Origin of the sequence: Photobacterium iliopiscarium (assembly GCF_003026395.1) — a bacterium.
GTDB classification, from domain to species: Bacteria; Pseudomonadota; Gammaproteobacteria; order Enterobacterales; family Vibrionaceae; genus Photobacterium; species Photobacterium iliopiscarium.
Genome location: NZ_PYOO01000001.1, coordinates 372,499 through 391,120, shown reverse-complemented (window position 1 = coordinate 391,120; position 18,622 = coordinate 372,499). Strand labels below are relative to the sequence as shown.

The 18,622-nt window shown below is 39.9% G+C and carries 17 protein-coding genes and 2 tRNA genes; 17 read left to right on the top strand and 2 right to left on the bottom strand.

Annotation, left to right across the window (positions count from 1 at the left end):
* The first annotated feature begins 52 nt into the window (after positions 1-52).
* The 13 genes from C9J51_RS01755 to C9J51_RS01700 all read left to right on the top strand — a co-directional run bounded on the left by C9J51_RS01755 (position 53) and on the right by C9J51_RS01700 (position 13,486).
* Positions 53-1,069, top strand: a complete 1,017-nt coding sequence (locus C9J51_RS01755; protein ID WP_045039996.1) for an aldose 1-epimerase family protein — start codon at positions 53-55, stop codon at positions 1,067-1,069.
* A 172-nt stretch (positions 1,070-1,241) separates the two neighbouring features.
* Complete coding sequence (rbsK, locus tag C9J51_RS01750; RefSeq protein WP_045036238.1) at positions 1,242-2,159, top strand: ribokinase; 918 nt, start codon at positions 1,242-1,244, stop codon at positions 2,157-2,159.
* Between the two features lie 35 nt (positions 2,160-2,194).
* Positions 2,195-3,214 (top strand): substrate-binding domain-containing protein, encoded by a 1,020-nt coding sequence (locus C9J51_RS01745; RefSeq protein ID WP_045036239.1) that lies wholly within the window; start codon positions 2,195-2,197, stop codon positions 3,212-3,214.
* Positions 3,215-3,443: 229 nt separating this feature from the next.
* Positions 3,444-4,388, top strand: coding sequence for an alpha/beta hydrolase (locus C9J51_RS01740; protein WP_045036240.1), 945 nt, complete (start codon positions 3,444-3,446; stop codon positions 4,386-4,388).
* Positions 4,389-4,692: 304 nt separating this feature from the next.
* Positions 4,693-4,989: a SemiSWEET transporter gene (locus C9J51_RS01735; protein WP_045036241.1), complete on the top strand. Its 297-nt coding sequence runs from the start codon at positions 4,693-4,695 to the stop codon at positions 4,987-4,989.
* A 153-nt stretch (positions 4,990-5,142) separates the two neighbouring features.
* Positions 5,143-5,286 carry a hypothetical protein gene (locus C9J51_RS19435; RefSeq protein WP_164838158.1) on the top strand — a complete coding sequence of 48 codons (144 nt, stop codon included), beginning with the start codon at positions 5,143-5,145 and terminating at the stop codon, positions 5,284-5,286.
* A gap of 203 nt (positions 5,287-5,489) precedes the next feature.
* Positions 5,490-6,779, top strand: a complete 1,290-nt coding sequence (locus tag C9J51_RS01730) for an anaerobic sulfatase maturase (protein ID WP_170073305.1) — start codon at positions 5,490-5,492, stop codon at positions 6,777-6,779.
* A gap of 70 nt (positions 6,780-6,849) precedes the next feature.
* Positions 6,850-8,469 carry a sulfatase family protein gene (locus tag C9J51_RS01725; protein WP_107274813.1) on the top strand — a complete coding sequence of 540 codons (1,620 nt, stop codon included), beginning with the start codon at positions 6,850-6,852 and terminating at the stop codon, positions 8,467-8,469.
* An 85-nt stretch (positions 8,470-8,554) separates the two neighbouring features.
* Positions 8,555-10,114: a DUF2264 domain-containing protein gene (locus C9J51_RS01720; protein WP_107237768.1), complete on the top strand. Its 1,560-nt coding sequence runs from the start codon at positions 8,555-8,557 to the stop codon at positions 10,112-10,114.
* 117 nt (positions 10,115-10,231) lie between these two features.
* Complete coding sequence (locus C9J51_RS01715) at positions 10,232-11,086, top strand: tagatose bisphosphate family class II aldolase (protein WP_045039997.1); 855 nt, start codon at positions 10,232-10,234, stop codon at positions 11,084-11,086.
* A 191-nt stretch (positions 11,087-11,277) separates the two neighbouring features.
* A complete protein-coding gene (locus C9J51_RS01710) occupies positions 11,278-12,258 on the top strand; it encodes a sugar kinase (RefSeq protein ID WP_052668021.1) in 981 nt (326 codons plus the stop codon).
* Positions 12,245-12,889, top strand: a complete 645-nt coding sequence (locus C9J51_RS01705; protein WP_045036247.1) for a bifunctional 4-hydroxy-2-oxoglutarate aldolase/2-dehydro-3-deoxy-phosphogluconate aldolase — start codon at positions 12,245-12,247, stop codon at positions 12,887-12,889. The genes C9J51_RS01710 and C9J51_RS01705 overlap by 14 nt, the downstream gene beginning before the upstream one ends.
* A 9-nt stretch (positions 12,890-12,898) precedes the next feature.
* Positions 12,899-13,486: a DJ-1/PfpI family protein gene (locus C9J51_RS01700; protein WP_045036248.1), complete on the top strand. Its 588-nt coding sequence runs from the start codon at positions 12,899-12,901 to the stop codon at positions 13,484-13,486.
* A 141-nt stretch (positions 13,487-13,627) separates the two neighbouring features.
* Here C9J51_RS01700 and C9J51_RS01695 read toward each other — a convergent pair whose 3' ends face one another.
* Both C9J51_RS01695 and C9J51_RS01690 read right to left on the bottom strand, forming a co-directional pair.
* Positions 13,628-14,311: a type 1 glutamine amidotransferase domain-containing protein gene (locus C9J51_RS01695; RefSeq protein WP_045036249.1), complete on the bottom strand. Its 684-nt coding sequence runs from the start codon at positions 14,309-14,311 to the stop codon at positions 13,628-13,630.
* Positions 14,312-14,578: 267 nt separating this feature from the next.
* A complete protein-coding gene (locus C9J51_RS01690) occupies positions 14,579-15,301 on the bottom strand; it encodes a YebC/PmpR family DNA-binding transcriptional regulator (RefSeq protein ID WP_045036250.1) in 723 nt (240 codons plus the stop codon).
* A gap of 326 nt (positions 15,302-15,627) precedes the next feature.
* Here C9J51_RS01690 and C9J51_RS01685 point away from each other — a divergent pair, with 326 nt between their 5' ends.
* The 4 genes from C9J51_RS01685 to C9J51_RS01670 all read left to right on the top strand — a co-directional run bounded on the left by C9J51_RS01685 (position 15,628) and on the right by C9J51_RS01670 (position 17,757).
* On the top strand, positions 15,628-16,356 hold the full coding sequence (locus C9J51_RS01685; RefSeq protein WP_045036251.1) for an IclR family transcriptional regulator: 729 nt from the start codon (positions 15,628-15,630) through the stop codon (positions 16,354-16,356).
* A 41-nt stretch (positions 16,357-16,397) separates the two neighbouring features.
* Positions 16,398-17,384 carry a formimidoylglutamase gene (locus C9J51_RS01680; protein ID WP_045039999.1) on the top strand — a complete coding sequence of 329 codons (987 nt, stop codon included), beginning with the start codon at positions 16,398-16,400 and terminating at the stop codon, positions 17,382-17,384.
* 165 nt (positions 17,385-17,549) lie between these two features.
* Positions 17,550-17,640, top strand: a tRNA-Ser gene (locus C9J51_RS01675).
* A gap of 40 nt (positions 17,641-17,680) precedes the next feature.
* A tRNA-Asp gene (locus C9J51_RS01670) sits at positions 17,681-17,757 on the top strand.
* Positions 17,758-18,622: the final 865 nt, after the last annotated feature.

The following is an 18,622-nucleotide window of genomic DNA, read 5'->3' as shown; positions in this document are numbered from 1 at the left end:
TTCTGTTATGACCACTCAATCATGGGTGGTCAGTTTTTGCGAGGAATTGAATATGTTTACCTTACCGTTATATAAAGAAAATTTCACCAAACAAAGAACCTTAATCGCTCAGTCTGAACATTTTGAGATCCATAGCTTTCTGTATAATTCAGGTGTGCATGCCATTGAAATTAAAAACGCCAAAGGGCATTTAGTGGTATTGCCTTTTATGGGACAGATGATTTGGGATGCCCAGTTTTTAAATACTGATTTATGCATGAAAAATATGTTCTCTGAACCGAAATTTGCTAAAACAGTCGTTGAAACTTATGGGTGTTTTGCTTTTCATGCGGGCATGATTCGTATGGGATGCCCATCGCCACAAGATGATCATGTATTACATGGTGAAATGCCTTGTGCAACAATGGATACTGCATGGTTAGAAATTAATGATGATCGTGTTGTTATCAAAGGCTCTTATGAATATGTAATGGGATTTGGCGATCATTATTTAGCAATGCCTTCGGTGCAGTTGAATAAAGATGCCAGTCTCTTTGATATTAAAATGGTGGTGAAAAATCTTGCCACTGTGAATATGCCGTTGCAGTATATGTGTCATATCAACGCGACCTATGTTGAAAATGCAGTGATGACGCAGAATATTCCAGACAGTGCCTTAATGTTACGGGAAACGGTACCTGCACACGTACAACCGACACCGCAGTGGTTGGCATATAACGAAGGTTTGAAAACATCAGCACCTATTTCAATATTAGATAAACCTGATATGCATGATCCAGAAGTGGTGTATTGCATGGATGATATTGCGCGTTATACCGACAAAGCCGTATTTAAGATGCAGATCGATGCTGATAAGTACCTGCAAACCGAGTTTGATACTCATGAGTTTAATTGTGCGACACGATGGTTATTGTGCAGTGGTGATCAACAAGTTGCGGCATTTGCATTACCTGCAACCTGTCGACCTGAAGGCTTTTTAGCGGCTAAAGAGAAGGGCACTTTGATTTATCTTCAACCGAATGAAGAACGTTGCTTTAGTGTACGTACGGGTATTTGCCAAGCGTTTTAAATCGTTATCAATGAGTATTTACTCTCTCCTGAATGTTATTTAACGATGGTAGGAGAGAGTAAAATGGATGCTTTTGATTTTTTATTTTAACGGTTAATTCAGCTAAAAATTAAAATCATCCATTTTTGTTATGTTCTATTAGAAAGGCTCACGAAGAGCCGAGGAAAATCCTATGAATAAGTTAGTGGTATTAGGTAGTGTTAACGCTGACCATGTTCTGCAAGTCCCTTCTTTTCCACGCCCTGGCGAGACGCTTCATGGTCGTAGTTATCAAGTTATTCCTGGGGGGAAAGGTGCGAATCAAGCGGTGGCTGCTGCGCGTTTAAATGCGGATATCGGCTTTATTGCTTGTGTAGGAGATGATTCATTTGGGATCAATATTCGTGAAAATTTTAGCATGGACGGTATTGATATCACTGCGGTAAAAATGGCACCGAATTGCCCGACTGGCATTGCAATGATTCAAGTGTCAGATAGCGGTGAGAATAGTATTTGTCTTTCTGCAGAAGCTAACGCCAAGTTAACTGCTGCTGCGATTGAGCCTGATTTAGAGCGTATTCGTCAAGCTGATTATTTATTAATGCAATTGGAAACACCATTGTGTGGTATTGAAAAAGCAGCGCAAGTTGCCAAAGATGCGCATACCATTGTGATCTTAAATCCAGCTCCTGCGCGCGTATTGTCTGATGAATTATTAGCCTGTGTGGATATGATCACCCCAAATGAAACCGAAGCTGAAGTGTTGACTGGGGTAACGGTTACTGATGCTGAGAGTGCGCAACAAGCGGCAAATATTCTGCATGCAAAAGGGATTCAAACAGTAATGATCACCCTTGGTGCTAAAGGCGTGTGGTTAAGCCAAGAGGGACGTGGTGAGATTATTGCCGGTTTCCGTGTGGAAGCAACTGATACAACGGCGGCGGGCGATACGTTTAACGGTGCATTCGTGACTGGTTTGTTAGACGGTTTAGCTTTAGAATCAGCAATCAAATTTGCTCATGCGGCGGCGGCTATTTCAGTGACTCGCTTTGGTGCTCAAACATCCATTCCTACCCGTAAAGAGGTTGACGATTTTCTGGCTCAGCAATAATCGCTTACGGCATCACTCATAAAAGGATCAATAATATGGCAACGATGAAAGATATCGCAAAATTAGCTGGGGTTTCTACATCCACGGTTAGCCATGTTATTAATAAAACCCGCTTTGTTAGTGATGAAATATCAGAGCGCGTTAATAATGCAGTGAAAGCGCTGCATTACAGCGGGCCATCAGTGTTGGCGCGTAGTTTTAAAGTTAACCGCACCAAGACATTTGGTATGTTGGTGACGACATCGACTAATCCTTTTTTTGGTGAAGTCGTTAAAGGTGTCGAACGTAGTTGTTATCAAAATGGGTATAGCCTTATTTTGTGTAATACTGAAGGTGATCACCAACGGATGCGTGAATCTATCAATACTTTATTACAAAAGCGCGTTGATGGTTTGATCTTAATGTGTTCATCGCTAGAAGGTGAACGTATTGATGTCTTTGAACAATATCCTGATATTCCCGTTGTCGTCATGGATTGGGGGCCGATGTTATTTACCAGTGATAAGATTCAAGATAATTCTCTACGGGGCGGCTATATGGCAACCCAGTATTTGATTGAGTCGGGTCATGTTGATATTGGTTGTATAACTGGACCATTGATTCGGCATCAAGCTCAAATGCGTTATGAAGGCTATAAACGTGCGATGAATGAAGCGGGTTTAACCTTTAATGCCGAGTGGATCATTGAATCAGATTTTGAATGTGAAGGTGGTTATGATGCTTTCATGAAAATGCAAAAACAAGCTACGTTACCGAGTGCTATTTTTGTTTCCAATGACATGATGGCAATGGGCGTTATTAATGCAGCTAATGAATGCGGCATTCAAATTCCAAATGATTTATCGGTTATTGGCTATGATGATATTCACATTGCAAAGTTTATATCACCTGCATTAACGACTATTCATCAGCCTAAGTATCGTTTAGGGCAGGCTGCGGTTGAAACCTTATTAAAACATTTAGATCATCAAGTAAGTGGTGCTCAAGTTATTCAAATTGAGCCGACACTAGTAACCCGTAAAAGTGTGAAAATTATCAATAATAATAGCAACTAAACGGCCACCGTTATTGGAACACTTGTTTATGGTTTTATTGCGCGGTTAATTATTTCATTGGTCTATAGCTAGATGATAAGTTTCCCCGCTTATCATCTTTTTTTGTATCTGACATAGTATGATGTTATTTCAATCGATTATAATTTAACTATCGCTATTTTTTTAGATAGCGCTGAGATTTAAAATAGCATACTCAATAAGCGGTACTTTGAGAGAGGCGAGATAATCTATGCGCAAAGTAGATGATTCACTTGCAGTCTGGTTACAGGCGTTTAATCATGAATTAGCGGCTTCTATGGCGGCGGGCGTTGAATTTAACGTTACGAGTGTACGAGAAGGGTTAGCGGCTATAACTCAAACATACATTACTGATATACCGCATATTGATATGGTTGTTGACGATAGTATCGAACATGTACCGATTCGTATTTATCATCCTCAGTCACAAACAGCCTTGCCAGTATGGGTGTATTTGCATGGTGGTGGGCATGTTGCGGGCAGTCTTGAGGTTTATGATCCTATTTGCCGTAAATTGGCTTTAGCCTGTCAGTATATTATTGTGGCGATTGACTATCGCTTAGCGCCTGAATTTCCTTATCCCGCTGCGATTAATGATGTGCGATTGTGTTTACAACATCTTTTTTCACGACTCAATAATATGGCGGTTAATTATATTCCCTACCTTGCTATTGGTGGTGATTCTGCTGGTGGAGCACTAGCAGCAACCGTGTGTGCGATCGCACAAAATGACGATGTACACATTAGTAAACAAATACTTATATATCCTAGTCTTGATTACACATTATCTTCACCATCAGTGGCGATGAATGGCAATGACTATTTTTTACAGATAAATAAAGTGCAATGGTATTTCGATCAATATTTTCAGAATAACCATGATCGATACTCGGCATCACCATTATGGCTACCAGTATGTGCGAATTTCCCTGAAACATTAGTGATTACGACTGAGTTTTGTCCGTTACGGGATGAAGGCATTGCTTATTATAATAAATTACGTCAGCAAGGCATTGGTGTGCAGCATCATCATGTAGCTGATATGGTGCATGCATTTTTAAATCTAGAGAATGTGGTACCGCAGCACTGTCGGCAACTGTATACGGTGATTGGAGAATTTCTAAGCATAGAGAGCGAATGTAATAAAAAGCCGTAAGTAAATGAATTAATTACGACTTAATCGTTGGGTAATAGTTGCTTCATTATTCAAATATTGACTCTAGTAATAAATATAAACCGCGTAGTAAATCCATCTAACACCTTCCATAGTTTGTATACATTTCATTATTTACTTCCTATCCAGAATAGTTTGATTGTGCGTTAAGTCAATGGCTGTTGATATAAAAAAGTATACATTGTGAATCTTAATCATCATTTATTATTAATAGGTAATAATGCATGTTTTTAAATGTATTTTTTTAATATCATGAGGTTATTAATAAAATATAGAAGGACTATCAATGACATCCCGTATTAAACGCCTAGCGAGCGCATTTGAACCATTTATGTTGTTAATGGGGGTTGTGGGTCCGTTAGCGACACTACCGCAATTATATAAATTATTTTTTTCTCATAGTGAGCATGCTTTAGGGTTATCGTTAACCACGTGGGTACTCTATGCCTTATTAGCTGCATTATGGGCTGTATATGGTTTTGTTCATAAAAATCCGCCAATTTGGGTTGGGAATAGCTTGGGATTTTTAATGGATATGGCAATGGTTGTGGGTATTTTTTGGCATACAGGCGGTACGTTTTAACGCTATAAAAACATTTTACATTTAGCTGTTATGCTAAGTGGTTATTGCTTTCTTTTTTACAAATAGTAACTTTTAATTGTGACTAAAAGTAAAATAATGACCACCTTTTAAACGTTTAATAGTGATCCATTACAGACGCAGACAACGTTATATATGAAGTTAACAAAGTCTGTTCAAATTGAAAGTGATGCAGAGCAACGATTGCAACTTGATAGTCAAGGTAACCTGATGATCAATGTAGAAGGATTAGTTGGTCAAAGCTACCACTTCGTGCTGAAAATAGTCTCTGCTGATTAATTATTCTGCTATTAATATCGCCGTTATTAAGTCGTGGATTATCGCTACTTAGTAACGGCTTTTTTTACTTTCCATTTCATAAGATAAAAATACTTACGTTAGCTTTCAATTTTTATTCGTATGTGATCTTTACCTCTTTAATCTTTCGTTTTCTTTCGTATTATGGGTTATCAGTATTTCGAAAGCATTTAAAAAGGTTAACTATGGCGCTGTCTTCATTTCATTCTCAACAAGCACGTTTTCATATGATGGCTAAGCCAACCAGTTATCGTTGTAATTTAAAATGTGATTATTGCTTCTATTTAGAAAAAGAAACGGTTGTGGGTAATGCCAGTGATAATCGTTGTGGTTCTGCTGTAAGTGCTACAGATTCAAGCTCGACGATTTCAAGTAGCGATCAAATGTCAGATGCCACGCTAAAACGTTATGTTAGACATTATATTGCTAGCCAAAATAGTACTGATATTGACTTTTCATGGCAGGGTGGTGAACCCACGCTCGCTGGATTGGATTTTTACCGTAACGTGGTTAAATACCAAGCCCAATATGGCGTTGGTAAGAATATTACCAATAGTTTTCAAACTAATGCGGTTGCTATTAATCGTCAGTGGGCGCAATTTTTTGCCAAACATAAGTTTCTGATTGGTGTTTCCGTTGATGGCACACCAGAAGTACATGATAAATATCGTATTTCAGTCAACGGTAAACCAACTTTTGAGCGAGTTAAAAAAGCCATTGAATTACTTTTAGAATATAAAGTTGAATTTAATATTCTTACGGTTATCAATGATCAAAATTGGAATAAAGGGCGTGAGACTTACCGCTTTTTAACTTCATTAGGCGCCCGCCACTTACAGTTCATCCCTATTGTTGAAGTACAGACACAATATCAAGCCAATAGCAGCGGTCATTATTCACCCCAAAAAGACGCACCATTAACTCATTTCTCTGTGCCTGCTGAGGGTTATGGTCAGTTTATGAGTGAAGTGTTTGATGAGTGGTTACAGCACGATGTTGGCACTGTGTTTGTACGTATGTTTGACAGTATTTTAGCAACATGGCTTGGTTATCCAGCCTCTGTTTGTGTGCAATCAAAAGAATGTGGTCAAGCAATGGTAATAGAAGCCAATGGTGATATTTATTCATGTGATCACTATGTATATCCCGCTAATAAACTAGGCAATATTGCCACCACCGAACTGGTTAAGTTAGCGACCAGTAAACAACAACAGCGGTTTGGAAGTGCTAAATCGCAAAAGTTGACTCAACAATGTCAGCAATGTGAGGTGCATGGGTTGTGTTATGGCGGTTGCCCTAAGCATCGGCTAGTTAGTGTGGCGGGGGAAAAACATAAACAAAATTATCTGTGTGGTTCCTATAAGCAGATTTTCCGCCATACCGCACCTGCAATGCACATGATGAGTCAGGCGATTCAACAAGGTGGAACGGCAGCAGATGCTTTGCCTTACTTAGCACAATTACGCTCAGCATAATATTGATTATTAAATTGAATTTTAAGACGTATTGCTGTGTGTTACAGCAGTATATTACAAGGAGTATACAATGAATCTGTCCTCGACGAAGAAGACGGTAATTGCGAGTTTTGTGGCCGCGGCTTGCATGGCCTCTTCTGCTGTAGCAAATGCAGCCCCAATAACAGCCACAGCAAAACAACCCAATGTATTATTAGTGGTTATGGATGATTTGGGGACAGGTCAATTAGATTTTGCATTAGACAGTTTGAATAAAAAAACCTTAGCTGAACGGCCTGTACCTGTTCGCTATCAAGGTGATTTTGATAAGATGGTCGATGCCGCTAAACGTGCGATGCCAACGGTGGCGAGTTTAGCGCAACAAGGCGTGAAAATGACCAATGCTTTTGTGGCTCATCCTGTTTGTGGTCCTTCGCGCGCAGGTATTTTCACTGGTCGTTACCCAACTAGCTTTGGTACTTACAGTAATGATGATGCACTTCAAGGTGTGCCATTAGATATCAAATTGCTTCCTGCTCTATTTCAAGAAAATGGCTACAATACTGCCAATATTGGTAAGTGGCATAATTCAAAAATAAGCAGTAAAAATGCGGTTGCCGATAATAATAAAACTCGTGACTATCACGATAATCAGATCCCTGTAACACCAACAGAATACTCACCAGAACAACGTGGTTTTGATTATTCCTACAGTTTTTACGCCTCTGGCGCCGCATTATGGAACTCACCTGCGATTTATCAAAATAGTAAAAATATTCCAGCACCGGGTTATTTAACCCATAACCTGACCAATGAAGCGCTGCAATTTATTGAACAAAGTGGTGATAAGCCATTCTTTATTAACCTTGCCTTTAGTGTGCCGCATATTCCATTAGAAGAAGCGTCACCCGCGAAATATATGGAGCGTTTTAATACCGGTAATGTTGAAGCGGATAAATATTTTGCTGCGATCAATGCTGCTGATGAAGGGCTTGGACAAATTGTTGAGCTGCTGAAGAAAAAGGGTGAATTAGATAATACATTGATTTTCTTCTTATCTGATAATGGCGCGGTACATGAATCACCAATGCCAATGAATGGTATGGATCGTGGTTATAAAGGTCAGATGTACAATGGTGGTGTACGGGTACCGTTTGTCGCTTATTGGCCTCAGCATATTCCTGCTGGTGGCACTAACGATACTCTGATCTCAGCATTAGATATTCTTCCTACAGCATTGACTGCTGCTGGGATTGCGATTCCAGAAGAGATGCAAGTTGACGGTAAAAATATTTTGCCTGTACTTGAAGGAAAAACAACACAGTCTCCACACCAATACATTTACTGGGCAGGCCCTGGCGCTAAACATTACAGTGAAGAAAATGATGCATTTTGGCATGGTTACTGGAAGTGGATCACTTATGAGTCAAATGACATTCCTAGTAATCCAAATCTAGAGAAGCTATCAAAAGGTTCATGGGCAATTCGTGATCAAGAATGGGCATTGTATTTCTATGATGATGGCTCCAATAAAGTGAAATTATTCAATGACAAGCTTGATCCAAGTGAATCAAAAGATCTTGCTCAGCAATATCCACAAAAAGTGAAGCAAATGAAACAAGCTTTTTATGAGTGGATCAAAGACAAGCCAAAACCAGTCGCATGGGGACAAGATCGTTACCAAGTGCTAACGGAATCAGCAAAAGGTTAATCACGCATCACCCACTATCGCACTGCAATCATGTTGACGTTATATCAACATGGCTGTGGTGCGTTATTGTTCATGGAGGATAACAATGATAAATGATACTCAAGCGGCTATTTCACTTTCTGAATCGGCATTACATACCCCCACCGATGTTACAGAGCCATTACCTTATGTAGCAAAACAAATTCAAGCAACTGAACGTCCCACTATTCCTTATGAGCACCCAACACCGGCAATGTATTTGACGTTATTTAAACAGCGACTTGTGCGTTTAAAAATGAAAGCGGCGACTTACTCTGATAATGATGTCGCAGTGGCGGCCTGTTTTACTAATGATGCACTAAGTATTAAAAATAAATGTGAATACTTAGTACGCTATGTTGCACAAGCGTTTGATCATTATGCGGTATGGGACTATAGCCATGCTTATTATCCGGGGCGTCCTAGCCAGCAAAGTGCACGTACCGATGCGATGGAAGGCACTAGTCGAGTGTTACCTACAATAGCAGCATGGGTCAGCCAGCATGGTTCGCAGCCATTAGAGGGGCTTAATGGTCATCCATTAGACTTTGTCGCAATGTTACGCAATGCTTTTTTAGCAGGAACTGACCCTCAGCATGCGGGATATTGGGGGGAATTGCATGACTATGACCAGCGTATTTGTGAAAGTGCTGATTTAGCGTTAGCGCTATGGTTGAGTCGTGACCATGTTTGGCAACCCATGAACACGGCTGAGCAGACACAAATTATTACGTGGTTTAAACAAGTTAACCACTGTCAAACGGTTGATAATAATTGGCACCTTTTTCCGTTGACGGTGCAATTTGTCATTAAGGCATTAACAGGGGAAGACACTATTGCACAGGATAAATACCAACGCATTAAAGCGTTTCATGTGGGTGATGGCTGGTTCCGTGATGGTGCGAAAGGGAATTATGATTATTACAACGCGTGGGGATTTCATTACTCGCTCTATTGGCTCGATCAAATAGATTCAAGTTTTGATAGTGGATTTATTCATCAAACTCTTGCGGATTTTGTCAGTCAATATCGCTATTTATTTACCGCAGAAGGCCTGCCTTTTTTTGGTCGCAGTGCCTGTTATCGTCTTGCCGCCGCCGCACCTCTGATTATGGCTCTAGATCAACACAGTGAAGCTATTACTGCTGGTGAAGCTCAACGCGCCTTTGCTACTAGTTTGGAATATTTTATTGGTCATGGCGCGATGCAACATGGCGCGCCAACACAAGGGCTGTTTGATGATGATACTCGATTAGTTGATAACTACAGTGGCCCAGCAAGCAGTTTCTGGTCATTGCGAGCATTGAATATTGCCTTATTTTGTGGTGATCGAAGTGGCTTGTGGCAAGCAGATCCACAACCATTACCCATTGAACAAAGTAATTTTAATGTGGAATTTAAGGCGATCAATGCGCAAGTCATTGGCGTTTTCGAAACGAAAGAGGTAGTAGTGATATTTAAAAATGATTATATCACCGAACAAAATCCATTATCTCGTCGTTTAGAGACCCAATCAGCCCGTTCTTACTGGCTAGAAACTATTTTAGGACGAGCGGAAAGGCCGAAGAATAACTTATTGCGTAAAGGTATTACCTGTTATTCATCGAAGATGTCGCATTTCTTTTGATTTCATTTTGTTATTTATTTTCGATTTGAAAGTGTTTATGTGATTCAGATCTTTTTATTTGTTTTTGTTTTCGAATATCATCTAAATCGAAAGTTAACGGAAGGTTTGGGGTTTTTTATGTTTTTGGTTTCTTCGCGTGAAATGCTGTTGAAAGCGCAGCTAGGCGGTTATGCCGTTCCTGCTTTTAATATTCATAATCTTGAGACAATTCAAGTTGTACTTGAAACAGCGGAAGAGATGCGTTCTCCCGTTATTCTTGCTGGCACGCCTGGAACTTATTCTTATGCTGGCACTGATTACTTGGTGGGTATTTGTCTTAAAGCGGCAAATATTTATCAAACGCCAATTGCGTTACATATGGATCATCATGAGTCGTTCAGTGATATTCGTACTAAAGTAGAAGCAGGCATTAAATCAGCGATGATTGATGGTTCGCATCATAGCTTTGAAGGCAATATTGATCTTACTCGTAAAGTCGTGCAATTCTGTCATGGTTGGGATTGTTCTGTTGAAGCAGAGCTAGGCCGTTTAGGTGGTCAGGAAGATGATCTTATTGTTGAAGATAAAGATGCACTTTACACCGATCCTGATGCTGCGGTTGAATTTATTAATGCGACAGGTATTGATTCATTAGCGATTGCCATTGGTACTGCTCATGGTATGTATAAAGAGCAGCCGCGATTAGATTTTGATCGTCTTGGCATTATTCGTAGTAAAACGGATACACCATTAGTGCTTCATGGCGCTTCAGGTGTGCCAGATGCCGATGTACGTCGTTGTATCGAACTCGGTATTACGAAGGTGAATGTTGCGACTGAACTTAAAATCGCCTTTGCTGATGCTGTAAAACAATACTTTATTGAGCACCCTGAAGCGAATGACCCTCGTCATTATATTATTCCGGGTAAAGCGGCAATGAAGAAAATTATTCAAGATAAAATTCGCGTATGTGGTAGCGAAGGAAAAGCGTAATTAGCCACAGACTATAACCTCTCGCCAGGGATGACACAATGTAATGCCATTTCCCCCTTAAGCTGATCAGCTTTATTTGGCATTACATTTATAACTTTGAGTGATGATGTTTTTTGGCCATGATTGATTTTCATATCTCATCGTCATGGCCTTTTTTCTGATAGCGAATAATGGTTAATAGGTGAGGAAAAATGACATTTCCAACTTCAGCAATAAAGCGCAATATCGCCATTTTAGGTGAGTGCATGATTGAGCTGAGTGGTGCGCCTTTTGCAACTCAGCAACAAAGTTTCGGTGGCGATACGCTCAATACTGCGATTTATCTTTCTCGATTGCTTCCTCAACGTTCCCCTAGTTATATCACCGCATTAGGCATTGATAATTATAGTAATGCCATGATTGATGCATGGCAGTCTGAAGGCATTGATTGCCGTTTTGTGATGCGTGAACGCGATAAATTACCCGGCATGTACGCCATTGAAATTGATGCCGAAGGAGAGCGTAGCTTTCATTATTGGCGCAATGATTCCGCCGCGCGCTATATGTGTGAACATGCTCAGTTTTCACAGATTATTGCACAATTAAAAGACTATGATTTGATCTACCTCTCAGGGATCTCTTTGGCTATTTTGCCTGAACATGGCAAAATTAAGCTCGTTGAGGCCCTTGAAAAATTAAAAGCATCAGGTTGTAAAATTGCGGTTGATTCAAATTATCGGCCACGATTATGGAATGGCGCTACCCATGCTAAAACATGGCTATCAGAATTGTATCGCTTAGCTGACATTGCGTTAGTTACCGCAGATGATGAAGATTTATTACGTGGTGAGGTGGATACACCCGCTGATATTATTGCTGATCGCTTGCACCGTTTAGGGGTTAGCCAAGTGGTGGTGAAGTTAGGCAGCAAAGGCGCTATGTGGTCACAAGCAGGTCAAAAAGGCTTGGTTGATGGTAATAAGATTGATGCTGTCATTGATACAACAGCCGCAGGGGATTCTTTTAATGCTGCTTATTTAGCTGCATGGGCGAAAGGTATGCCAATGATTGCTTGCTGTCAGTGGGGAAATAATCTTGCCGCTCAAGTGATTCAGCATCGCGGTGCCGTTATTCCTCTGCAATGTACCCAATATTTAACGGATTTAATGAGTAGTAATTATGATGACAAATGAATGGATTGATCGTTTGCGTGCATTGCGAGTTATGCCTGTCATTCAAATTGAGCATGCAGTCGATGCTGTGCCTCTTGCTAAAATATTAGTTGAAAATGGTCTACCTGCTGCTGAAATTACCTTTCGTACCGCAGCTGCTGCGGAGTCTATTCGCTTAATACGTGCTGCTTATCCTGAGATAGTGTTATGTGCAGGCACTGTTTTAACCGTTGAACAAGTGAATGCAGCTATTGAGGCGGGTGCTGACTTTGTTATTAGCCCTGGGTTTAATCCAACTACGGTGAAATATTGCCTCACTAATAATATTAAAATGATCCCTGGGGTGAATAATCCAAGCTTGGTTGAGCAAGCATTAGAATTAGGTGTGAGTGCACTGAAGTTCTTTCCTGCTGAAGCTTCTGGTGGTGTGAACATGCTTAAATCATTAGTTGGACCTTATAGTCAGGTTCAGTTAATGCCAACGGGTGGCGTAACACCGCTTAATTTGGGTGAGTATTTAGCGATTCCACAAGTAATCGCTTGTGGTGGAACATGGATTGCACCAACCAAGGCAATTACCAATCATGACTGGGATCTGATTGCCGGTAATGTACGTGAAGTGTGTGCAATGATTGCTCAGATGAAGGCATAGGGATTGACGATGACAGAAGTAAAACACGTTGCAGTACTGCTTGCTGATGGTTTTGAAGAAGGCGAAGCGGTGGTTTTTATCGACATTATGCGCCGCTTAGACATTAAAGTGGATGTGTTGTCTTGCATGGAAACTACAGCACTTAATACTTACTTTGAAACTAAAATCAGCGCCGATTATGTGTTAACAGATAAATTTGATAAGACTTATGATGCGGTGATGATGCCTGGTGGCCCACAAGGTACTGATAATTTATCCGCTAACGCCAATGTTATTGCTTTTTTAAAGCGTCATATTGAAGCCAATAAGTATATTTGTGCATTATGCTCTTCTGGCGCAAAAGTACTTGCTGCGCATCATTTATTACAAGGTCGTACATATACTACCGGTGATAAATTAGCTGAAAAATTTGATGACGGTGAATTTGTTAAACAGAAAGTGGTTGTTGACGGTCAATTTATTACCGGGCGTGGTTTAGGGGTGAGTTTTGAATTTGCCTTTACGGTTGCACGCTATTTGTTAGCTGATAATCATTCCAAAGTAGATTGGCAAGCAAGCCATATCTATTTTGATCACTGGCCGTTAAATAACGCATAGTGCTATAGCGATAATTATAGAGAGAAAGTAGTAAGCCTAGTTAGGTTAAATAACTAGGCTTTTATATATTTAGCGGAAACCTTTTAAATAATCATTTAACAATAAATCTATCAAAAAGAGATCGCAATGAAAGGGCATATATTAATGTGCTTTTAATTGACGAATTATCTCTGTCGCAACTGCCTGTGCTGATGCTGGATTTTGGCCAGTGATAAGATTGTCATCGACTACAATATAGCTCTGCCAATCAGGCCCTTGAGTGTAATGTGCACCTTGGTCAGTTAACATATCTTCCAGTAAAAAAGGAACCACAGCACTTAATCCAACCGCGTCTTCTTCACTATTACTAAAACCTGTGACATTTTTGCCTGCAATAAGTGGGCTGCCATCAGCGTTTTTAGGTGCTTTTAATGCTGCGGGGCCATGACAAACAAGGCCGGTGGGTTTGTGGTGTTGGTAACTTGATTCAATAATATGTTTTGATGCGGCATTTTGGGATAAATCCCACAGTGGCCCATGTCCACCAGGATAAAATACAGCGTCATAATCGGCTGGATCGATAGTTGATAATAGTAAGGTATTAGCTAATTGCGTGATTGCATTAGTATCATTTTTAAATCGAATAACCGATTCTGTTTGCATCTCTGCGGTATCACTTTTTGGATCAATGGGTACTTGTCCACCCAGAGGAGAGGCAAGGGTCACAGTATCGTTATTATCTTTAAAGAGATAAAAAGGGACAGTAAACTCATCTAACCATAGGCCTGTTTTTGCTGTGGTTGTACCTAAATTTTGATGAGACGTTAATACGATTAAAATATTCATATTTACCTTTAAACCCTTACTTAAATAAGTCACATTAATTGGATGTAAATTAATATCTTAATTAGTTATAGGCTTAAACAATGAGACTCACAAGTATAATAATTTTTCTTTTTATCAATATTATATCTAAGAAGTAATGAGGTAAATAATAGCATTGTGGTAGGGGAAATAATGCAAAGAGAAAATAATGAATAGTTAATGATAAAAGGCCACATAAACAAAAAGGCCACCGAAGTGACCTTTTTGTGAAAAATGAAAGACTAAAAATTAGTCAGCCATTTCAGCATTGTGGTAAACGTTTTGTACGTCATCACAATCGTTTAATGCATCAAGGAATTTTTCAAACATTGCAATATCGTCACCAGACAATTCAGTCATTGTCTGTGGAACGAAAGCAATTTCTTCTGAATCAATGGTAACGTCAGCCATTGTTGCAGCAAGAGCATTTTTCACTTTAAAGAATTCAGTGTGCGGAGCGTAAACGGTGATCTCGCCATCTTCACAAGTGATGTCAGTAACGTCGACGTCTTCCATCATTAGATTTTCAAGAACAACTTCTTCGTCAGTGCCTTTAAATTCAAATACTGCTTGGTGTTCAAACATGTGACCAACGGTGCCTGGGCTACCGATTTTCGCATTGTTCTTAACGAATGCTTGACGAATGTCCATGAAAGTACGGTTGTTGTTGTCTGTTAGACAGTCAACGATAACCATGCAGTTGCCAGGACCAAAACCTTCGTAACGTGCAGTTGAGTAATCTTCACCGCCGCCGCCTTTCGCTTTATCAATTGCTTTTTCAATAACGTGGCTTGGCACCTGATCTTTTTTCGCTTTCTCGATAAGACGACGAAGCGCTAGGTTACTATCAGGATCCGGACTACCGTTCTTAGCACAAACGTAGATCTCTTTACCATACTTTGAGTAAACCTTGATCTTAGCGCCTTGGGTTTTTGCCATAGACAATTTGCGTACTTCGAACTTTCTTCCCATGAGGAATCACTCTCTTTTACTGTTTTAAAAGGTCAATTATGCAAATATTTTACCAGTACCCCTTTATTCTGGCTAGTTAGATCTGTATTTATGCTAAGTAAAGGCACATTTTTTATTTTTACGTTGAAATAATAAACCAACTTGAAAAAGACTAATTGTGATAGTTATTTTTGGAGATAAAGATTTCAAATATAGTATATTTTCTCGTAATGTAATAAAACAGAGCAAATAAATCCTATATTTTCTTACAATATAAGAATAGTACTTGTTGTTCGCGCTATAATTGGTTACAAATAATCATCACACAAATTAGAGATAACTTATCTGTGACTCATTCACTCAGCGCTAATGAAAAACTGTTACAAGTGCTTGTTCATATAGCTGCGTCAAATATACCGCTACAAGCACAGCAACTCAGTATCGAAATGGAAATGCCGATAAGTAGTTTATATCGCTATTTGGCCTTGCTTCGTGATTGGAATTTAATTGAAGAAAATCATGGAAAAAATACTTATAGTGCTGGCCCTGCGGCATTACAACTTCAACGTAATTTTGAAATGAATTCACCGTTACCCGATGGTGTAAGACCTATTTTAAAACGGCTACAACAGCAAACTGGCGAGATGTCAGCTTATATGGTCGCAGTCGGTTTTAATGCACTCTGTGTTGATAGTATTGATAGTCCTTATGCATTGCGTTGTAGCTATGAAAAAGGCCAAAGTCAGCCATTGATTCGTGGTGCATCGGCTAAAGTTATTTTGGCTTACTTACCATTAGCCCGCCAATTAACGATTTTAGAGCATTACGACATTACCGAACAAACACAGATAGATACTTGGATCGCCGAATTAGATTTGATTAAGCAAGATGGTTTTGCGATCAGTACTTCTGAAATTGATGCAGGTGTTTCTGGTGTGAGTGCACCGGTATTTGTAGGTAATAAGGTTGTGGGTGCGGTTAGTGTTATGGCGCCAGCTGAGCGTATAAATAGCCGTAAAAATAAAATTGTAATGAGTGTATTACAAGCAGCAAGAGCATTACCACCACAACACTAGCATGTGTTGTTTGTGCAATGAAATATAGGGAAGATTGGCGTATGTTAGTTGATCAATTAAAAAAATTATTTAAAAATGAGCCACAAAAACCGATGCTATATCATCGTAAACATACGCTCATCAGCCCTTATGCCCAGCAATACCAACCCGGTATTATGCTTGTTGGTGTCATTTCTGATCTTAGTCTTGATTGGGGACGTGGTTTACAAGGTGCGAAAGAAGGCCCTGCAAGTATTCGACGTATATTGCCTCATACGCATGCTCAAACAAAATTACCTTTTTATGATGCGGGTGATATAGAACAAACGAATAATGATCATAGTTTTGCTGCCGTTAGCCAACGACAGCACCAATTATTATTGCGTTGCTTACATGATGGTCATTTCCCTGTTGTGCTTGGGGGGGGGCATGAGATCTCTATTGCTAGTTATCAAGCACTGTCTGATTTTAGTGCTGAAGCAAAATCAGCCCCAGTGATGATTACTGAAGATCAGCAACCACAATTGTTACCACAGCGAGTCGGCGTGATTAATTTTGATGCGCATTTTGAACTAAGACCATCACTATCATTGCGTGCGGGATCTGCCTTTCATGCTGCATGGTGTTATAGCAAAGAACAACAACGTAGTTTTGATTTTCTTGGTCTTGGCATTTGTGATCATGCAAACTCACAAGCGATGTTTAAACTTGCAGAAGATCTTGGTTGCCAATGGTTACTTGATAATCAAATGACCACGCGCAATAAAAAACATGTTCAGGCACAGCTAGACGATTTTATTGATAATGTTGATTGTATTCAGTTGAGTATTGATCTTGATGTGTTTTCATCATCGATTGCCCCTGGAGCGAACATGACGCGCATGCATGGGGTGAGCTTATCGATGGTTGAATGGGCGATTAAACATATTATGGCAAGTGGCAAAGTGAAAATTGTCGATATTGCTGAATTAAACCCTGAATATGATTATGAAAATCAAACAGCAAAATTAGCAACCAAGTTAATTCAAACCATTGTTCATTTTGTATAAGCCATTTTTATAAAAAGATAACAATATGAAAAAGCTAGTTTTATAACCATAAAGATCGCTTTTTAATGGCTTTGGTTAATAATTGATATTGAATTAGTTAATATTATAGTTTTTTAGAAAAAAAGCTTTACAGCTACCGTGATGATAGGTATTATTCGCGGCATTGGAGAGATGGCTGAGCGGTTGAAAGCACTGGTCTTGAAAACCAGCATACGTTTATAGCGTATCTAGGGTTCAAATCCCTATCTCTCCGCCACATTCTAGAAATTTGATGTAATCGAGTTTCATACAGAATTGGAGTGGTAGTTCAGTTGGTTAGAATACCGGCCTGTCACGCCGGGGGTCGCGGGTTCGAGTCCCGTCCACTCCGCCAACACAACGAATCCTCGTCAGAAATGACGGGGATTTTTTGCATCTGGAGTTTCAAAACCTAGATAATAAATGTTAAATGCGATAAATGATGGCATAAGTGTCAATAGTCGGCCTGTCACGCTGGGGGGCGCGCTGATTTTCGGAATGGCAAGTCCCGTCCACTCCGCCAACACAACGAATCCTCGTCAGAAATGTGAGGATTTTTTGCATCTAGAGTTTCAAAACCTAGATAATAAATGTTAGATGCGATAAATGATGGCATAAGTGTCAATAGTCGGCCTGTCACGCAGGGGGGCGCGCTGATTTTCGGAATGGCAAGTCCCGTCCACTTCACAACACAACGAATCCTCGTCAGAAATGACGGGGATTTTTTGCATCTGGAGTTTCAAAACCTAGATAATAAATGTTAGATGCGATAAATGATGGCATAAGTGTCAATAGTCGGCCTGTCACGCAGGGGGGCGCGCTGATTTTCAGAATGGCAAGTCCCGTCCGCTTCACAACACAACGAATCCTCGTCAGAAATGTGAGGATTTTTTGCATCTGTTCTATGCTAAATGATTGTGGGTTATTATCCGTCATCTCGGAAGAGAGGTACGAACTATCCGTGATCTATTCATCACGTGTTTGAGCATTAAAGACGGCAGTGAATATACGTTAAAACTCAACGAAAACAGTCACTTTACTACACGTGGGAAGTAGATTCCCTATCTCGTTCGTAACCTCACTGTAGGGAATGACGGGTGGTTGTTCGTCACCTTGCTGTAGGGAATGACGATGAATGTCGTTCGTACAATACTACAGATAATAACGCGGGCTATTATCCGTCATCTCGAAAGAGAGGTATGAACTATCCGTGATCTATT

Excerpts from the sequence above, each read along its gene's own strand:
- C9J51_RS01755 (WP_045039996.1), top strand. The coding sequence starts at position 53 with ATGTTTACCTTACCGTTATATAAAGAAAATTTCACCAAACAAAGAACC.
- rbsK (WP_045036238.1), top strand. The coding sequence starts at position 1,242 with ATGAATAAGTTAGTGGTATTAGGTAGTGTTAACGCTGACCATGTTCTG.
- C9J51_RS01745 (WP_045036239.1), top strand. The coding sequence starts at position 2,195 with ATGGCAACGATGAAAGATATCGCAAAATTAGCTGGGGTTTCTACATCC.
- C9J51_RS01740 (WP_045036240.1), top strand. The coding sequence starts at position 3,444 with ATGCGCAAAGTAGATGATTCACTTGCAGTCTGGTTACAGGCGTTTAAT.
- C9J51_RS01735 (WP_045036241.1), top strand. The coding sequence starts at position 4,693 with ATGACATCCCGTATTAAACGCCTAGCGAGCGCATTTGAACCATTTATG.
- C9J51_RS19435 (WP_164838158.1), top strand. The coding sequence starts at position 5,143 with ATGAAGTTAACAAAGTCTGTTCAAATTGAAAGTGATGCAGAGCAACGA.
- C9J51_RS01730 (WP_170073305.1), top strand. The coding sequence starts at position 5,490 with ATGGCGCTGTCTTCATTTCATTCTCAACAAGCACGTTTTCATATGATG.
- C9J51_RS01725 (WP_107274813.1), top strand. The coding sequence starts at position 6,850 with ATGAATCTGTCCTCGACGAAGAAGACGGTAATTGCGAGTTTTGTGGCC.
- C9J51_RS01720 (WP_107237768.1), top strand. The coding sequence starts at position 8,555 with ATGATAAATGATACTCAAGCGGCTATTTCACTTTCTGAATCGGCATTA.
- C9J51_RS01715 (WP_045039997.1), top strand. The coding sequence starts at position 10,232 with ATGTTTTTGGTTTCTTCGCGTGAAATGCTGTTGAAAGCGCAGCTAGGC.
- C9J51_RS01710 (WP_052668021.1), top strand. The coding sequence starts at position 11,278 with ATGACATTTCCAACTTCAGCAATAAAGCGCAATATCGCCATTTTAGGT.
- C9J51_RS01705 (WP_045036247.1), top strand. The coding sequence starts at position 12,245 with ATGATGACAAATGAATGGATTGATCGTTTGCGTGCATTGCGAGTTATG.
- C9J51_RS01700 (WP_045036248.1), top strand. The coding sequence starts at position 12,899 with ATGACAGAAGTAAAACACGTTGCAGTACTGCTTGCTGATGGTTTTGAA.
- C9J51_RS01695 (WP_045036249.1), bottom strand. The coding sequence starts at position 14,311 with ATGAATATTTTAATCGTATTAACGTCTCATCAAAATTTAGGTACAACC.
- C9J51_RS01690 (WP_045036250.1), bottom strand. The coding sequence starts at position 15,301 with ATGGGAAGAAAGTTCGAAGTACGCAAATTGTCTATGGCAAAAACCCAA.
- C9J51_RS01680 (WP_045039999.1), top strand. The coding sequence starts at position 16,398 with ATGTTAGTTGATCAATTAAAAAAATTATTTAAAAATGAGCCACAAAAA.